The sequence below is a fragment of the Corallococcus sp. AB011P genome, assembly GCF_003611605.1.
Lineage (GTDB): Bacteria > Myxococcota > Myxococcia > Myxococcales > Myxococcaceae > Corallococcus > Corallococcus coralloides.
On record NZ_RAVX01000001.1, the window covers coordinates 952,097 to 967,712 of the forward strand.

The 15,616-nt window shown below is 67.9% G+C and carries 14 protein-coding genes; 6 read left to right on the top strand and 8 right to left on the bottom strand.

The genetic code is table 11. From position 1 onward, the window contains the following. Window positions 1-4: 4 nt before the first annotated feature. Both D7X30_RS04115 and D7X30_RS04120 read right to left on the bottom strand, forming a co-directional pair. Complete coding sequence (locus D7X30_RS04115; protein ID WP_233587326.1) at window positions 5-598, bottom strand: hypothetical protein; 594 nt, start codon at window positions 596-598, stop codon at window positions 5-7. Between the two features lie 289 nt (window positions 599-887). Continuing rightward, window positions 888-2,216, bottom strand: coding sequence for a DUF418 domain-containing protein (locus D7X30_RS04120; RefSeq protein ID WP_120561471.1), 1,329 nt, complete (start codon window positions 2,214-2,216; stop codon window positions 888-890). Between the two features lie 225 nt (window positions 2,217-2,441). Here D7X30_RS04120 and D7X30_RS04125 point away from each other — a divergent pair, with 225 nt between their 5' ends. Continuing rightward, entirely contained in the window at window positions 2,442-2,777 is a 336-nt protein-coding gene (locus D7X30_RS04125) for a hypothetical protein (RefSeq protein ID WP_120561472.1), read from the top strand. A gap of 145 nt (window positions 2,778-2,922) precedes the next feature. After that, window positions 2,923-3,408, top strand: coding sequence for an IS5 family transposase (locus D7X30_RS04130; protein WP_120561473.1), 486 nt, complete (start codon window positions 2,923-2,925; stop codon window positions 3,406-3,408). A 10-nt stretch (window positions 3,409-3,418) separates the two neighbouring features. Here D7X30_RS04130 and D7X30_RS04135 read toward each other — a convergent pair whose 3' ends face one another. Then, entirely contained in the window at window positions 3,419-4,687 is a 1,269-nt protein-coding gene (locus tag D7X30_RS04135) for a phosphatidylserine decarboxylase family protein (protein WP_120561474.1), read from the bottom strand. 11 nt (window positions 4,688-4,698) lie between these two features. Next, window positions 4,699-5,838 (bottom strand): phosphatidylserine decarboxylase, encoded by a 1,140-nt coding sequence (locus D7X30_RS04140; RefSeq protein WP_120561475.1) that lies wholly within the window; start codon window positions 5,836-5,838, stop codon window positions 4,699-4,701. 424 nt (window positions 5,839-6,262) lie between these two features. On the opposite strand from D7X30_RS04140, the gene D7X30_RS04145 reads away from it, so the two are divergent. Next, the gene (locus D7X30_RS04145) at window positions 6,263-7,615 is read left to right on the top strand and encodes a hypothetical protein (protein WP_120561476.1); all 1,353 of its coding nucleotides are present in this window, start codon (window positions 6,263-6,265) and stop codon (window positions 7,613-7,615) included. A gap of 347 nt (window positions 7,616-7,962) precedes the next feature. Then, the gene (locus D7X30_RS04150; protein WP_120561477.1) at window positions 7,963-9,228 is read left to right on the top strand and encodes a hypothetical protein; all 1,266 of its coding nucleotides are present in this window, start codon (window positions 7,963-7,965) and stop codon (window positions 9,226-9,228) included. A 6-nt stretch (window positions 9,229-9,234) separates the two neighbouring features. Here the strand turns inward: D7X30_RS04150 and D7X30_RS41890 are convergent, their stop codons facing one another. After that, window positions 9,235-9,816, bottom strand: a complete 582-nt coding sequence (locus D7X30_RS41890; RefSeq protein WP_120561478.1) for a hypothetical protein — start codon at window positions 9,814-9,816, stop codon at window positions 9,235-9,237. Window positions 9,817-10,100: 284 nt separating this feature from the next. Here D7X30_RS41890 and D7X30_RS04160 point away from each other — a divergent pair, with 284 nt between their 5' ends. Next, complete coding sequence (locus D7X30_RS04160; RefSeq protein ID WP_147443096.1) at window positions 10,101-10,616, top strand: homoserine O-succinyltransferase; 516 nt, start codon at window positions 10,101-10,103, stop codon at window positions 10,614-10,616. On the opposite strand, the gene D7X30_RS04165 is transcribed toward D7X30_RS04160, so the two are convergent. From D7X30_RS04165 to D7X30_RS04175, 3 genes are read right to left on the bottom strand one after another with little or no spacing between them, the layout of a single operon-like run. Continuing rightward, window positions 10,609-11,379: an NTP transferase domain-containing protein gene (locus tag D7X30_RS04165; RefSeq protein WP_120561480.1), complete on the bottom strand. Its 771-nt coding sequence runs from the start codon at window positions 11,377-11,379 to the stop codon at window positions 10,609-10,611. The two genes, D7X30_RS04160 and D7X30_RS04165, sit on opposite strands and share 8 nt — an antisense overlap. Next, complete coding sequence (locus D7X30_RS04170) at window positions 11,376-12,005, bottom strand: gamma-glutamyl-gamma-aminobutyrate hydrolase family protein (protein WP_120561481.1); 630 nt, start codon at window positions 12,003-12,005, stop codon at window positions 11,376-11,378. The genes D7X30_RS04165 and D7X30_RS04170 overlap by 4 nt, the downstream gene beginning before the upstream one ends. Further along, a complete protein-coding gene (locus tag D7X30_RS04175) occupies window positions 11,998-14,649 on the bottom strand; it encodes a PEP-utilizing enzyme (protein WP_158619200.1) in 2,652 nt (883 codons plus the stop codon). Before D7X30_RS04175 ends, D7X30_RS04170 begins: the two co-directional genes overlap by 8 nt. Window positions 14,650-14,825: 176 nt before the next feature. On the opposite strand from D7X30_RS04175, the gene D7X30_RS04180 reads away from it, so the two are divergent. After that, the gene (locus D7X30_RS04180; RefSeq protein WP_120561483.1) at window positions 14,826-15,614 is read left to right on the top strand and encodes a hypothetical protein; all 789 of its coding nucleotides are present in this window, start codon (window positions 14,826-14,828) and stop codon (window positions 15,612-15,614) included. Window positions 15,615-15,616 lie beyond the last annotated feature (2 nt).

The window sequence follows — 15,616 nt, forward strand, 5'->3', positions numbered from 1 at the left end:
CGGCTCAGAAGCCAACGCCGAGCGTGAACGAGGCGCTCGGCTGGAAGCGGGCCTGCGGTCTGATCAGCTGCGGCGCGGCGTTGAAGTACGCGGCGCTGAACCCCAGCTCCCCCACGAACTCGAAGCCGGAGGAGATGGGCAGCAGGGCCCGGAGGGACGCGCCCACCTCGGGCCCGGCGGTCTCCACGCCGGTGGGGCCGGAGCCCCCGAAGTCGAAGCCCGAGCTGTCCTCTCCAATCTGCAGCTCGGCGAAGCCGGCGCTCAACCGGGGCTGGAGCCAGCCGAGGCGCGTCTTGAAGGAGGTGAGCGTCAGGTTGGCGCGGAAGTGGGCGATCTCCGGCTCCGGGTCGCGGTGGAGGAACCCCGAACCCGTGCCGCAGGCCTCCACGCCCAGCCGCGCCAGCGGAGACAACTCCAGACAGATGCTGGGTCGCCGGCCAGAGGTGGACGCCCCGGCGCGCAGGTTGCCGTAGTTGCGCGGAGGCTCATCCGCCCGGTCCACCGCGACGCCTACCGGGGCCTCCTCCGCGACCGAGACGCCGCCTCCCATCAAGGTCGCGAACACCAGGAGGCGCTGCGGAAGGCCAAGGCGTGTCATCAGGCACCAGGGATGCGACCGCGGGGGAAGGCTGGCCATGTTGCCCGAACAGCGCAGGCGCTTCCAGGGATGTCCTGAATTTGTACCCGGTGGTCAGCATCGACCCCTGTGCGCCAGTCTTGTCATTCCATGCGCCCCCATTCTTCCTGAACGTTTCCGCTCTGGCCCCAATTGCAGCCAGGTCACTGACGCCTGGCGTACCGAGACCAACGCCGCGTGTTACTCACTCTCGTATTGGAATGGCTCGTATCTGGAGTTCGGTGGGAACGGCGGCGGCTGACCTTTTGAGCTACGCTGGCGCCGTCGTGCGTTGGCTCGCGGCGTCATCCCGGCGCATCGGCTGGGCCTTTCCATACGTCAGCGACCGCCACACCCACTCCGCGGGGCCGAAGCGGAACCTCGCCAGCCACAGGTGGCTCCACACCCCCTGGACGCAGAAGACGGCCAGGCAGTACGCCACGCACGCCGCGGGGCCCAGCTTCGTGATGAAGCCCAGGCCGAACCCGTAGAAGAACAGCACGCTGAGGATCGACTGTGACAGGTAGTTCGTCAGCGCCATGCGGCCCACCGGCGCGAGCAGCCCCAGCGCTCGCTGCCAGGCGGCTCGCTGGAAGAGCAGGGTGATGCCGGAGACGTAGACGGCCGCGAAGCCCAGGTCGCCCAGGTTCCGCAGCGGCGCCATGGCGAAGGACACCCACGTCGGCAGCGTCTCCGGGGTGAAGACCTGCTTCAGCATGAGCTGCTGCAGCACCAGGCCGCTGCCGCTGCCAATCACCCCAGCCACGAGCCCCCACCCGAGGAGCCGGCGGAACAGCCCCAGATGCTGGGGCACGTCGTGGAAGATGCGGCGCCTGCCCGCCAGCAGGCCCAGCAGGAACCGGCCAAACGTCGAGAGCGTGATGGCCAGCAGCAGCGGGAAGTAGTCGCGGAAGAAGAAGTGGAAGGTCGCCTGCGTCGTGTCCAGCCAGCTCCCGTGGGCGTAGGCCGCCAGCGTCTGCGCCCTGATGGCCGCGGACTTCTCGGTCGCCGCCTTGGCGATGGCAGCGCCGGCCTCCGGTGTATCCGCCATCAATTGCGGGAGCTTGAGGATGGCCACGCCCACGACGGACCACCCCAGGGCGAACAGCAGGGCGCAGACGAGCAGCGTTCGCTCCGAGCGCCCCCGGAACAGGAGCAGGCCGAAGCCCAGCACCGCGTAGGTGCTGAGGATGTCGCCGTACCAGATGAGGAACAGGTGGGAGAGCCCCATCACCAGCATCACCCCCAGCCGCCGGACATAGAGCGGCGTGATGGAGGTCCCTCGCGCCTCGGCGCGGCCCATCTGCACCGCGAAGCCGAGGCCGAAGAGGAACGAGAAGAGGGTGATGAACTTCCCGGCCACGAGGAGCGAGAACGCCTGCCAGGTGACGGTGTCGGCGAGCGATGCGTTGTTCATCGCCGCGAGGGTCTGCTCTCGCGGCAGGAATACCCTGCCGCTGAACCACACCATCACATTGGAGATGAACACGCCGCACAGGGCAAAGCCGCGCAGCGCGTCAAGGACCGCCAGTCGTTCGCTGGAGTCCACGGGACGGGCCACGGCGCTGGGGGGCGAGACGTCGGAAGGAGCTGGGGGCATGCTTGGAGAAACCGTGGGCAACGTGAAGCTGCCTGCCCGTATTCCACGCGAGCCCATCGCAACTCTTCAGCTTCGAGCGAGGCTGTTCACCGTTCCAGAGGTGATTCCGGGATGCCAAGAATTTCGCCACCCAGCGCTGGTACCGCGAGCTATCACGTCCAGTTCTCCCCTTCGTTTCACGAGGCGGGAGAAGTCCTCGCGACCTTTGGGACGGAAGGCAGTTTCGTGACGGTCGCCTTCGCGGACACGGGAATCGAGACCTCTGAGGTGCCCGATGCGCGGGGACTCTTGTTTCTCGACGCGGTCGCCGAGCTCGATCCCCTGGGCATTCCGGATGCCGCGCCAGGGGGCATCGATGGCATCACGCTGGAGTGCCTCATCCAGGAGTCGCGCGGCACCCGAAGGTTCCTCGCCTGGAGCCCCAGGCCGGAGAAAGAGCCACGGCAGCATGGCTTCGTGGTCGCGCTCCTCAAACTGGCCATGGATGTAACCCGGGAGCCCGAAACCGTCAGGCGCCTGGAGCAGGTCTTTGGCTACGTCCGTGCAGGCCTGTCCGTATAGGTTTTGGAAGAGATGTCCCGGCGCATCCGACTCTTCGGGAGATTGTCGCCGTGCGGCAGGTTGAGCGGAACGGCGCCGGGCTCACGAAGAACCCGGCGCCGCCGGACAACACCGTCCGCGTCGTCGCGGGACATCAGCTCATCGGATTCTCGAACCCCCAAGCGTCCATCCGGGCACATCAGGACGCCTCGGGTGCAAAAGGGGGGGCCGATGCAATGCTCTGGGCCATTCTCGAGGAGGCTTTTCTTCCAAGGTCCACGCCCTCTGCACCACCCAGGGCCAGCCGCTCGAAGTGACGCTGACGCCTGGGCAGCGTGGCGACGTCACTGAAGCCGAGCACCTCATTCAGTATGCGCACGGCAGGGCGCTCATCGCCGACGCCGGCTATGACGCCGACCACCTTGTGCAGGCCGGCCGGGAGCGGGGCATGAGGCCCGTCATCGCGATGAATCCAACGCGCAAGCACCACCGGCGCCGCAACAGCCGCGCCCTCTACCGGCTACGCATCCAGGTGGAGTGCATGTTCCACCGTCTCAAGCGCTTCCGCGCCGTGGCCACCCGCTACGAGAAGACCGCCATCAACTACCTGGCGGTCCTCCATCTGGCCTGCATGATGCTTTGGCTTGATTAGGGACAGCCTGCTAGCGCGCGACGGCGATCTGCGCGTTCACCTGGATCGCCGGACCGCTGGACGCGTCCCCACCGAGCTGCGGCGGAGGCGCGGGCACGGTGAAGTGGTCGATGGCCCCCGGCTGGAAGAGCAGGCACAAGCTCGAGCCGCCGTAGCTGAAGTAGCCCAGCTCATCCCCCTTCGCGACCCGGTCCCCCTTCTTCACCGAGATCGTCACGGACGAGATCTCCGTGATTCCGATGGGCATGACGCACACCATCCCGATCCGCGGGTCCGGGCTTTCAATGAACACCAGCCCCCGGGTGTTGACGCAGGCGTCGTAGCCCTCTGAGAGCGTCCCCGCGGAGGGATCTGGGCCGGCGGACTCCGCCTCGCTGAACATCAAGCCATTCACGATGTGCGTGTCGCGCACCACCCCCTCGATGGGTGCATGCCAGCGGTGATAGTTCGCCCCGCTCAGGAAGGACTGGAACACGTAACCGCCCACGAACAGGTCGACGTATTCACTCCGGTTCAACATGTCCGCGAGTGAGAAGGGCTCTCCCTTGAGCCAGAACCGGCTCGTCCGCTGGACGTTCCTGGCAATCGTCACGATGTTGCCGTCGTTGGCGGAGACGATGACCTTGGGGTCGTCCGGGGAAGCGATGGGACGGGCCTCCTTGCGGAGCTCCCGGTGGAAGTAGTCGTTGAAGGACTTCCAGCCCCAGTGCGGCTCCGCGCGGTTGAAGGCGAACTCGTACAGCTTCATGTCCTGGTAGGCGAACTGCGACAGCCAGCCGTACCGGTCCTCATTGAGGACGTGCGCGCTCTCAGGGCTGTCCAGGTACTGGCACCACTCCTGGAGGATGTCCTTGAGGGCGCGGTTGAACTCGCGGTCGCGAAACGCGGCGAACCCCGCGGGCGTCATCATCATGTAGGCGAACAACGAGGACATCGGGAACGCGTTCCGCTTGTGGGGGTCCTCGTTGTAGAGCGGCGCTGTCTTCGTGATGAGATCCAACGCCAGAAGCAGCTCGGCCTGGGTGTGGATCGAATGGTGGGGCGGAGGGACCTGCGCGATCATCTCCGACACGTCCATCCGGAGGATGGCATTCTCCTCCAGCAGCGCCGCCAGCTTGCGGACCGCGTCGCTCCGGATGGGCGCGGCCGCGTTCGCTTGGAGGTGGTGCTTCAGGTCCTGATGCCAGGCATCCAGGCTGCGCCTGTCCCTGGGGAGATACCCCGCGCGGTAACCAAACAGCCGCCGGTAGCGCGCATCGAGAGTGTTCTCATGGCTCATGGGCGCGCCTCTCAGGTCTCGGGGAAGGCCTGCGCGATGCGAGCCCCCATCTTGTAGTGGACGGTGGGCTGCGCGGTGAAGCTGACGTTACTGCGCGCCTCGAAGAGCACGATGATGTCCGAGCCCCCGAACTGGAAGTACGAGATCTCCTCTCCCTTGCGCACCGTGACGCCCTTCTCCGCGGTGAGGATCACCGACGAGACCTGGCACATGCCAATGGGCAGCACCGCCACGAGGCCAATGGCGGTGTCCAGGACGACCAGCCCGCGGGCCTGGGCGAACTGGTAGCCCGCCTGGTCGGGGGCGTCGAAGTTGCGCCGGGGCTTCAGCCGGTGCCTGCCTTCCGCGTCGCCCGGGACGGGCTCCGCGACGACCTCCAGGTAGACCTGCCCCGGAATGACCCGGGACTCCAGGACGGTGCCGCCAACGGGCGCGTGCTGCCGGTGGTAGTCATTGGGGCCCAGGAAGGCGTGCATGAAGAGCCCGTTGACGAACCGGTCCTTGTAGGGGCTGCCTTCGAGCAGCTCGCTGATCGACCAGTGCAGGTTCTTCACCGTGACCTGGGAGTCGGTCCGGATCTCCCACTGTCCCGCGAACGTCGCGTCGGCCGGCGACACGATGACGCGCGGATCGGACACGGCGGCCACGGGCCGGTAGCCCGGCTTGAAGTTCCGGGCGAAGAACTGGTTGAACGTCTTCCAGCCGCCATGCGGCACCAGGTAGTCGTTCATGTTGTAGCTGGGCGAATCGTAGAAGGACTTGAGCGACTCCGGCGTCAGGGACTCCGGCGTGTCCAGGAACGCGCCCATCTCCTTCGCGTACTTCACCATCCACGCGGACAGCGGCGTCAGCGGCGGCGCCAGTTCATGCGGAACCACCCGGTTCTGGAGCCCGAGCACCGGGTGCTGGTCGAGGATGAAGTGGAACTTGCAGAGGTGGTTGTAGACCTCGCGACCGGGTTTGTCCTCGGTCGGGACCCAGTGGAGCAGATCATTGATCCACGCCAGATAGTCATTGAGGCTCTTGATGTCCTCGATCTCTGGGATGCGACTCTTGCGAGCATTCTCGATCGCCCGGTCGAAATGTTCTTCCCAGTTGTTCGCCTTGATGAGCTCCATCAACTCAAACACGACCGCGTTCCACTTGACCATGAGTTCCCTCCCTGAGTGAGCCTCAACACCAAATCAGACGCCCTGGAAGTCTCTCATGGTCAGTTCGCACAAGGAAAGAGAGGGGGCTGCGGCGGCGAGGTCGCGACCGACGCCGCCCGGGTCCCCGACAACCTCGTCTGGATTTGGCCTTGGATTGTCATCCAGGCGTGGGATGAGATAGTGTTGCATTGCTTCCTGGTCTCCATCCGCGAGGGGTCCCATTTCCATCATGCTGCGCTCACTCCGCCCTGCTCTCCCCTTGGCCGTCCTATGTCTTGGTTCCCTGGCACCGGCCCAGACGGCTGCGCCCCTCCGAACGGGTGTCAAGCCGCCTCCTGCCCAGGCCGCGAAGCTCGCGAATACAGCCGCTGGACCTGCGTGGCGCGACGCGGCAACAGCGCCTCCTCCAGGGTGGACGGGCCCCGTGTTCCAGCTCAGTCACGACTATCCGCAGACGGACCCCGGCGTCTGCCCGAACGCCGTCTGCACATGGCTGGCCAATCCGAATGTTTCATTCTCCGGCGAACCCGGCATCAAGCAGGCCGAGTGGAATTCAGATTGGGCCGAATACATGGGACAGCTCCTCGCCTACATTCGCGAGGGCCAGGATCTACAGCTCGACAACAAGGTGGGCTGGAAGGTGAACGTGGGGAACACCCCACGCTGGTTCCACATGCCGTGGATGGCGTATGACCCCAAGTCGGGACGCGAGTTCGTTCACGGACTCACCAACGAGCGTACGGCAGAGATCTCTGACTTCCTGGGTGAGCCCTCAACCGCGCCCCGGGGCCAGAAGAAGCTGTCGCGCACGGACATGATCAAGCTGGAAGCGCTGGGCCAGAAGACCCTGCCGCTGACGCCCAAGATGACGCGGGAGTTCATGGGCCAGAACCCCTTGCCCCTGACTGCCACGACTCAGACGTCCAAGGGTTTTGAGACGTGGGCCTTTGGTGTGTACAACCCATGGGGCGCCTACGCCATTGGCCAGACCTGGAATCCCGACGGGACACCGCGAATCAACGCGAACCCCAACACCGGAATCGGCCCCCAGCCAGCGGGACTTCCCTTTCCCAGTGGAACGCTGGTGGCGAAATTGCTCTTCACCACGGCGACGCCCGCCGAGGTCCCCTACCTTGAAGGCTCTCCGGTATGGCAGGCGGACCGCCACGTGGAGACGGAGAAGGGGTTCCTCTGCCAGCGCCAGGTGCAGGAGGTCCGCCTGGTCCAGCTGGATGTGGCCGTGGTGGACAGCAGGTCCCCCACCCGCTGGGTGTACGGAACGTTTGCCTACAACGGCAAGCTGAAGGGCGAAACCGTCTGGGACCGTCTGGTTCCCGTGGGCGTGCAGTGGGGCAATGATCCGTGGTCCTCCCCCGCCACCTCCAAGGCCGACAGCCAGCCCATCGTCCAGAGCGTCCTCAACAAGTCCATTGGCACGCCGCAACATTTCGGCTGCAACAACCGCCTGGCGGGGCCGGTGGACAACAAGCTCTCCTCCTGCATTGCATGCCACGCCAATGCCTACACTCCGCCCTCGGGCGTTGCGCAATCAAAGACCAACCTGCCCATCATCTTCGGCTTCGCGGGCCAGTGCACGACCCAGGCCCCTGAGAACGCCGACTATTTCATCAACAACCAGTTTCCCATGCCCTACAGCAACGCTCAGTATCCGAACCTGATGAACATGGATACCTCGCTCCAGCTGATGGTCGCCTTCCTGCAGTTCGGTCAATTCAATCAGGCAGGTGCTCCGCTGGCCTGCAGCAATCCCGAATGACCTTGGCCCCCTGGGCTGCCGACCATTCGAACCCACCGCCCAGGGGACGACGGTCGGCTCGGAGGTGCCGCGGAGGGCCGCGGACGGGGCCGCTCAAGCAGTGAGCCAGGCGGGTGGAGAAGCGGCTTGAGCCCCTTGGGGTACACGCTGGCCGTGGCCGCCCGCCCATGAGGTGCGCGGCAGGGACTTGGCTCTCTGGGCCCTGGGGCCAACCCGCCCGTGTGCCGCTCGCCACCCGGAAAGCTCTCGCCTCCCGCAGGCACGGGTTCTGCGCCGTGCCCGTGGGCGCACGGTGCGCCCTTCTGGAAGGAACCCTCCACCCCAGGTGCGATACGTTCACCCGGACCATGGGCATCCGCCACGCCATCCAATGCCTGGGAGTTCCGCTGTTATTGGCCCTGGGTGCCTGCTCGCCCAGCTATGTGCAGCGGACGGCCCAGGTGCGGGTCCTGGCCGAGTCCGCGCGGTACACCGAGGCGCGCAAGGAACTGGCCGCCGAAGCCGACCGCTCCTCGCTGGATGCGCTGCTGGTCGCGGTGGATGACGGTGCGCTGCTGCACCGGGCGGGGGAGTGGGAACAGAGTGCGCGAGTCCTGAACGAGGCGGCGGCGCTCGCGGACGCGCGCGAAACGGTGTCGCTGTCCCAAGAACTCTTCGGCAGTGCTCCCTGGCGGATGGGAACGCTGGAGCGCCAGACCCTGCATGCCCTGAACGCGCTGAATCAGCTCAAGCTGGGCAGGCCCGAGGCGGCGGCGGTGGAGGCGCGACTCACGAACGCCCTGCACCTGCGGCAGCACCTGGAAGCGCTCCACCAGACGGAGCTGGAGCGGAGCCTCGCGTTCGTGCCGTTCGACGAGGACTTCCGCGCGTACCTGGAGCGGCTTTCCATCGGGCTCTACGTGAGCGCGCTGGCACATGAACTCGCGGGCAACGAGGACTCCGCGTTCATCGACTACCTGGAGGCCTGGCGCATCACCCGGGGGACTCCTCCGGGAGCCCCCTCGTCCCTGACGCACCTGTTGCCCAGGCTCGTCGCGGAAGCGCGGCGGCTGGGGCGTCCGGAGCTGCTGGAGCTGGAGCCACTCCTCGTTGAACGACCCCCGGAGCCCGTCAGCCCGGACCCGGGAGAGCTGGTGGTCGTCGTGGAGGCAGGCTGGATTCCCGAGCGGTGTCTGGTGCCGAGATCGGGAACACAGGTCTGGTCCGTCTGCACCCGGAGCTGGTCGCACGCGAAGGCCCGGGTGGAGGTGGCCGGGCGTTCGCAGGTGGCGGAGACCGTCACCTCGATGGAGAACCTGCTGATCCGCCGGGGGGCGTTGGGGGCGATGGCCGACACCGAACGGGCCCCCTCGCTCGCGGTGAACCTGGGCGCGGCGGCCAGCTATGTGCTGGTTCCTCCTCTGGGCGCGGCGCTGATCATCCGCCGCGTCGTCGAGGTGAACACGCGGATGGCGCAGGGATGGCTCAGCCTCCCCGCCGAATTCCAGGTGGCGCGCCTGTCGCTGCCCCAGGGCAGGCAGACCGTGACCCTCCACATGGGAACCCGGGAGCAGGTGCACGAGGTGGACATCCGCCCGGGCAGACCCCAGGTCCTCGTCGTGCAGATGGAGTGAGGGGACCTACCGGGCGCGCTGCCCGGCTCGCCGCGCGCCCTCCTGGAACTTCCGCGCATCCTCGGGATGGAACCGCGCGAGCAGCTTCAGCTCCAGGTCCGCGGCCCGCGCGCCGAGGTCGTCGAAGCGAGGGGCCGGAGCGCCGTACCGCACGTGGAAGATGTGCACGTATCCACGGCCGTCGCGCTCCCAGCCACGCATGAGGATCCCAGGAAGCGCTTGTGGAGCCGAGTCCCCCTCGGCGGCGCCTAGCCGGGCCGGGATGAAGAAGACCCGGACACCGTCCTCCGACCGCTCTTCACCGTGCTCCACGCCCGTCACCGCCTTCGCCTCGGTCCAGAGGGAATCCAGCGGGACGTCATAGGCATAATCATACAGCTGCTGTTGCAGATACCCCTCCTCCGCGAGCCGCTGGCGGACACCCCCACAGCCGACGAGGAGAACAAAGCCCGCGAGGCTCAGGCAACGGAGGACGTGGCGCATGCGCGGGAAGTGAAACCCGTGCCAGCCCTGGCAACAAGCCTCCAATCGCACGCGCTTCTTCAACTGCTTCTTCGCCTCCCGCAGGTAATAGACTTCGCTGCCCATCGGACACCATGCCGACGATGGGCACCCGGCACAGTGCACGCTTCACTTCCTCCTGCGGCGGCACGAGTTCCTGCTCGCCGCCAGCCAGCAGGGGGCGCGCCAGCAGCACCTGACCCGAGAGGCATTCGCGCACGACCTGAAGCACCTCATGCCCTGCGTGCGGCGTCCCGTTGTACGAGGCGCCCCAGGGACCTTGAGCATCCCGCCTGGGGTAGAACCACCGGAGCAGGCTGTCAGACCGCGAGGGCAAGCTTCCTTCGACTGGCACCGAGCAAAGGACGTTCATGGCAACCCTGAAACAGCTGGCGTTCCGGATGGCGCGCACCCCTGCCTCTGGCTCCCTGGTGCGCTTCGGCTTCGCGCACGCGGACCGGCTCCTGCCCCTCACCTCCGTGGACCGCTCGGAGCAGGCCGCCATCTACCGCCACCCGCGTCCCGTCTACGGCACCTTCCACCACATCGCCGTTCCCCTGCGCGGCGTGCCGGATGTCTTCGCCCTGGCACACCCGCGCCACGCCGGACTTCGCGCGGACCTCTTCGCGCTCATCGCCGGAGCGCGGCAGCGGGCCCCCGCGTCGGTGCTCGTCAACGCGGGCCCCCGGCAGGACGTGGGCCAGGTGCACTTCCACCTCACGGACGACACGCCCTTCAGCAACGCCGTCCGTTCGGAGCACCTCACCTGGCCGGACTGGGACGCGGCCGTCCGCGCGCTGACCTCCGTCCCCGACATCGAGGAGCGCTACCGCGCTGGCTTCTCGCTGCTCCAGGACGCCGGGGACCCGCGGGTGCGCCTCATCTGACGGCCGTGGGGGACCAGAGGCCCGCCAGTGCTCCCGAGGCGTGGGCCTCGGTGTAGCGGCGCAGGTCCTCCGCGTTGTCCGCCTCCAGCCAGCCGGATGCGATGCGCACGGCGTGGACCGCTACGCCCTCGGAGATGAGGTCCTGGAGGAAGGCTGTCATGGAGATGTTCCAGTAGCGCGGGTCCATCGCCACGCGCTGGTCGAAGCGCTCCAGGAGTGCGTGCAGGACGCCGGGCCCGAAACGCAGCAGGCCGATGTATTGCCCCTGCACCTCCTCCACCGAACGCACCCGCGAGCCGATGTCCACGATGCGCTCGCCTTCCAGGCGCAAGGACTCGCAGTCCGTCGTGGGGTCCTCCATCCGCAGCTCCCAGAGCCGGCGCCACTGCGTGTCGATGGCGACTTCGACGTCCCGGGACGCGGCGAGCATCCGCGCCAGCACCTCGTGCGAGAAGACGATGTCCCCATAGGAGACGAGGACCGGCTCCGTGCGGGACACCACTGGCAGGCTGAAGCGCAGCGTGGAGACCATGTTGCCGGTGGTGTAGGCCGGGTTCACCACGACGCGCACGTTGCGCCCCGCCCCGGTCAGCTCGGGATACGCCCCGGCCATCACCGTGACGTCCACGCCGAAGTGCGCGTAGACGGCCAGCTGATGGTCGAGCAGCGGGGCTCCCGCCAGCTCCACCAGACACTTCGGCCGGTTCGCCGCGAGCGGCCCCATGCGGGTGCCCAGGCCCGCTGCAAGGATGATGGCTTTCACGGTTCGTACGCCTCCATGGATTCGAGGACCGAGGCAAGGTGATGGGGCTCACGCTCGGGGTGCCAGAGGACGCCCAGCGAGCGCCGCTCCCTGTTCGCGAAGGCCTCCACCGCGCCATCCTCCGAGCGCGCCAGGACGTCCCATCCGTCAGGCATGGAGTCCTCCGCCACGCCCCAGTGGTGGAAGCTCGCGACTTCTGCGGGGCCCCGCCACGCCCGGGCGAGTGGACCCTTCAGCGCGTGGCGCACGCGCACGTGGCCTTCGACAGGCACGAGCCGCATCCCTGCGAAACGCGCGAGCATCTGCGCGCCCCGGCACACGCCCAGCACCGGTGTCCGCGTCCGGGCGGCGAGCGACAGAAGGACGGACTCCGTCTCATCGCGCGCGGGAACGGAGTCCGGTCCCGTTCCCGGAGCGTCGTTGCCTCCACTCAGGATGACGAGCCCCGGACGGAGGGCCTCGAACTGGGCCTCGGCCGCGGCGGCCACGTTCACCACGGGGAACGGCACCCAGCCGGCCTCCCACAGGCCCGAGGCCCAGGAGTCCTCAAGCGCATCCCGGACCTCCGGACGTCCCGGGACACGGTCGCTGCGCTGGGTGATGAGGGCCACGCGGCGCTTACTCATGGACGAGCCTGCGCCCCCCGCAGTCCAGCGTCATCACCCGCCCACCCGACAGCCGCCGGAACTGCTCCCGTCCCACGCCGATGGCGGCGGGCAGCTGCAACTCGGTGCAGCGCACCGCCATGTGCGAGTTCGCGCCCCCGTACGCCGTGACGATGCCGGCGACACCCAGCGCGAGCAGCCCGTCGTAGCCGGGGTCTGCGCGCTCCAGCAGCACGATGTTGCCGCGCACGCGCTCCGGGTCTGGCAGCCCGTCCGCGACCAGCACCGGCGCGCGCACGCACGCCTTGGTGACGAACAGGGGCTGCTCTCCACTGCTCACGTGGAAGAGCAGGTGCGACGTGCGCGTCAGGATGTCCGGCAGCTCGATGAGATTGACGGCGGCGGCCTGCTCGCGGGCCTCCTCCACGGCGTCGCGGCACCAGGACCGGGCTTCGAGCGGCGGAAGCGACAGGGCGCTCTCCACCTGCTCCAGTGACAGGTGTGCCAGTTCATCACGACTCAGCCCCAGCGGCTCGCCCCACGCCGCGAGGTGTTCGAGCACGCCACTCAGCGTCTTCGTGAACACGTGCTTGCCGTACTCGCGCCCCGCGATGCCCGCGCCCAGGTGCGAGAGGAACACCTCGCTTGTCATCGACAGGCCGGCGCTCCGGAGGCCCGCGCCCAGGCGCTCGTGGAGGCTCCGGGAGAGGGGAGCCTCGTGCCTGAACGGTTCCTCCGCTCCGGAGATGAGCGGGCCGAAGTAGCGCTCCGGGTCCGCGCCATAGTGGGGCATCCGGATGTCATAGGTCCCCGGGCGCAGGTGCCCGAACTCCGCGACGAGCGCCTCCAGGCCCAGCTCGCCCCGCCGCACGCGGTGCGCGTCCGCTTGCAGCTGACCCGCCACCGTCCGGATGCGCTGGAGCACTTCGCGCTGCTCGCTCGAATTCATCACGCCCTCGCGCACGAAGCTCTTGAGCAGCGCGGTCACCACGAACGCCGTCCGCGCCAGATGCGCGAAGGGCAGGGTGCCCAGCTTGCGCAGGCGCGCGAGGATGGGGCCGAGCCCGCCCTCGAAGCCCGGAGCGAACGGCTCGGCCCGCAGCCGCTGCACCTGCTCCACCTGCGCGGGCAGGTCGCGAAGCCCGTGGAGCGTGATGTCCCGCAGCGCGGTGGCCAGGGCGTCCAGCTCCCCTGCATCCAACGAGGACGCATAGAGCCTCCGAAGCCGCTCGCGCAGGCCCAGGCTCGCGCACGTGTCCGCGATCTCGAACTCCACCTTGTCGTGCAGCTCCGGGGCGCTGGCCAGCCGGGCCAGTTGCTGGGTGACCAGGACCTCCGCCACGCGCGCTGGGGTGACGGCCGGGATGAAGGAGTTGAGCGAGGCGCGCACGTCCACGTAGGTGTGCCCCGCGAAGTCACGCAGGAGGGGAGTGCCGCGCAGATCGCGGTACCCGTAGGCCGCGCGCTGCTCCGCCCAGGTCTGGTCCGTGATGAGCCTGCCGTAGAGCGTCCGTGCGAGCGGAAGCGGGCGCCGGCCAATCATCTCCGCCGGGTTCCAGTCCGTCATCGTGCTGTAGACGGGGCCGTCTCCAACGACGGGGGCCTTGGGCCGCAGCAGCGCCTGGTGCGCCGTGCAGGCATCCGCCAGCAGCATCGCCCGGCGGACCTCGCCTCCCTCCGGCAGCGACGAACCCTTGGCGATGGGCCGCACCTGGAGGAGGTGGAAGTCACCGCCCGCCAGCGCGAACTCGATGTCCAGCGCCTCCACGCCAATGAGCTTCACCAGCTCACGCCCCACGCTGACGACGCGACGGAGCGAGTCCGGCAACAGGCCCCGCGGCACGCCGTGCTCCACGTACGCGGACGAAGGCTTCTCCAATGCGCCGGACGTAATCTGATCCGTGCGCCCGCTGGAGACGTCCGACGCCACCACCCAGTACGAGGCCAGCGTCTCCGGGTGCCGCGCCATCAGCACGCCGCTTTCGCTCACGGGGTGGACGTAGGACTGGAGGAAGACCTTCTCCTCCCTGGCACCCGGACCGTACGACTCGAACACGTCTGAAATGGCGCTGCCCACGGCCTCGGCATCACCCGCGTCCAGGTCGAGCACGGAGAGGAAGCGTCCCGCGTTCGACGCGGTCCACGCATCCTCCGCGGAGCAGGAGGAGCGCACCACGACGCGGTCGTTGCCGAAGCGCTCCCGCATCCGCCGGAGCACCGCGTCCCGGTCCCGGGTCCAGTCCACGCTCCGCACGATGTGCGGCGGGGAGATGCGCCACGGCCCGTGCAGCTCCGAAAGGACGTCGAGCGTGCGCGCCTTGTCCCCCAGCACGAGCCGGCCCACGGGGGCCTGGGGCTCGCTGGAGACCTCGTCGTCTTCCAGCTCGAAGCGCGCCACGTCTCCGGCCTGGGCAAGCCTGTCCGCCACCTCGTCCAGGTCCCAGCCTTCCATCGCCGCACGTACCACCTGGGTCCTTCCGACGATGAAGCGGCACTCTCCCCGCCAGGTTGCGATGACGGCGGGGGCCGCCTGGAGCCGCAGGCGGAGCGCGCGCGGACGCGGGAGCACCGTTCCCTTGAACACGAGCGTCAGCGGCACGCCGTCATACGTCTGGGCGAGCGTGTCCAGGACGCGCTCGGCCCAGGCCCGCATGGACGCGTGCACGGGGCCTACGCCACGGATGCGGCAGTCAGGAGGACTTCCAATCGGAGGGGTGGGGCGAAACATCACGGCTTCGCATTCCAGGGCTGTCACGGGCGACCTCGCACGAGCGGACGTGGGGCATGGCGCGTGCGCGGCATCGCATTGTGGCCTCTGCCCACGTGTGGTGGATTCGATGCATGAGAACCTTCGCCACGGATGAGCGGCTGGCGTACCGCCGCGCGGGCAATGAGCTTCAGCCCCGCCCGTCCGAGGACCATGTCCTCTCCTACGAGTACCGCTTGATGCAGCTGCCGCTGGTGCGGCCCGACCACCCGGAGGTCGTGCCGTTCGACCTCAAGGCCGGCTACGACTGGCTGGGCACCTACCGCGCGCCCCGCGTCTCGCTGGTGGGCTTCGTGGACTTCGGCGCCTTCGCGCAGAGCCCCCAGTTCAACCGCTTCATGAACGCCGTGGCCATGACCGCGGCGGCGCGGAAGATCGCCTGGGACATCGTCGAGCGGCGCAAATACAGACACCACTTCACCATCTGCAATGGGCTGCATGAGCGGATGCCCATCGCGGACATCGTGCCCTTCGTGAAGCAGCGGCTGGAGGGCTTCCCCCGCTTCCGCATCCAGGTGAAGGGGGGCTGGCTCTGGGGCAAGAAGAACGGCCGCATCTACTTCCCCGTCTACCCGGAGCTGACGGATGGCCCGAACCCCGTGGACCACCTCACCGAGGTTCAGACGCGCCTGGGCCATTCGCTCCACCCGGGCTTCTACATCGGCTGTCTCCAGCTGATGGACCACCTGCGCTTCAACTCCGAGCTGGACGTGCACGAAGCGGACGAGCTCTTCGACGTGCTGAGGCGCTTTCGCGAGACGACCATCGTGGAGCTCGACGTGACCGAACTCTCCATCCTGCGCACGCACGACGACCTCATCCTCAAGAGCCGGGTGCTCGAACGCGTACCGCTGGCAGGGTGACG

What these genes read in the sequence shown, in the direction of transcription:
- D7X30_RS04115 (WP_233587326.1), bottom strand. Translation starts at nt 598, where the DNA reads ATGACACGCCTTGGCCTTCCGCAGCGCCTCCTGGTGTTCGCGACCTTG.
- D7X30_RS04170 (WP_120561481.1), bottom strand. Translation starts at nt 12,005, where the DNA reads ATGAGTAAGCGCCGCGTGGCCCTCATCACCCAGCGCAGCGACCGTGTC.
- D7X30_RS04150 (WP_120561477.1), top strand. Translation starts at nt 7,963, where the DNA reads ATGGGCATCCGCCACGCCATCCAATGCCTGGGAGTTCCGCTGTTATTG.
- D7X30_RS04160 (WP_147443096.1), top strand. Translation starts at nt 10,101, where the DNA reads ATGGCAACCCTGAAACAGCTGGCGTTCCGGATGGCGCGCACCCCTGCC.
- D7X30_RS04140 (WP_120561475.1), bottom strand. Translation starts at nt 5,838, where the DNA reads ATGGTCAAGTGGAACGCGGTCGTGTTTGAGTTGATGGAGCTCATCAAG.
- D7X30_RS04120 (WP_120561471.1), bottom strand. Translation starts at nt 2,216, where the DNA reads ATGCCCCCAGCTCCTTCCGACGTCTCGCCCCCCAGCGCCGTGGCCCGT.
- D7X30_RS04135 (WP_120561474.1), bottom strand. Translation starts at nt 4,687, where the DNA reads ATGAGCCATGAGAACACTCTCGATGCGCGCTACCGGCGGCTGTTTGGT.
- D7X30_RS04180 (WP_120561483.1), top strand. Translation starts at nt 14,826, where the DNA reads ATGAGAACCTTCGCCACGGATGAGCGGCTGGCGTACCGCCGCGCGGGC.
- D7X30_RS41890 (WP_120561478.1), bottom strand. Translation starts at nt 9,816, where the DNA reads ATGGGCAGCGAAGTCTATTACCTGCGGGAGGCGAAGAAGCAGTTGAAG.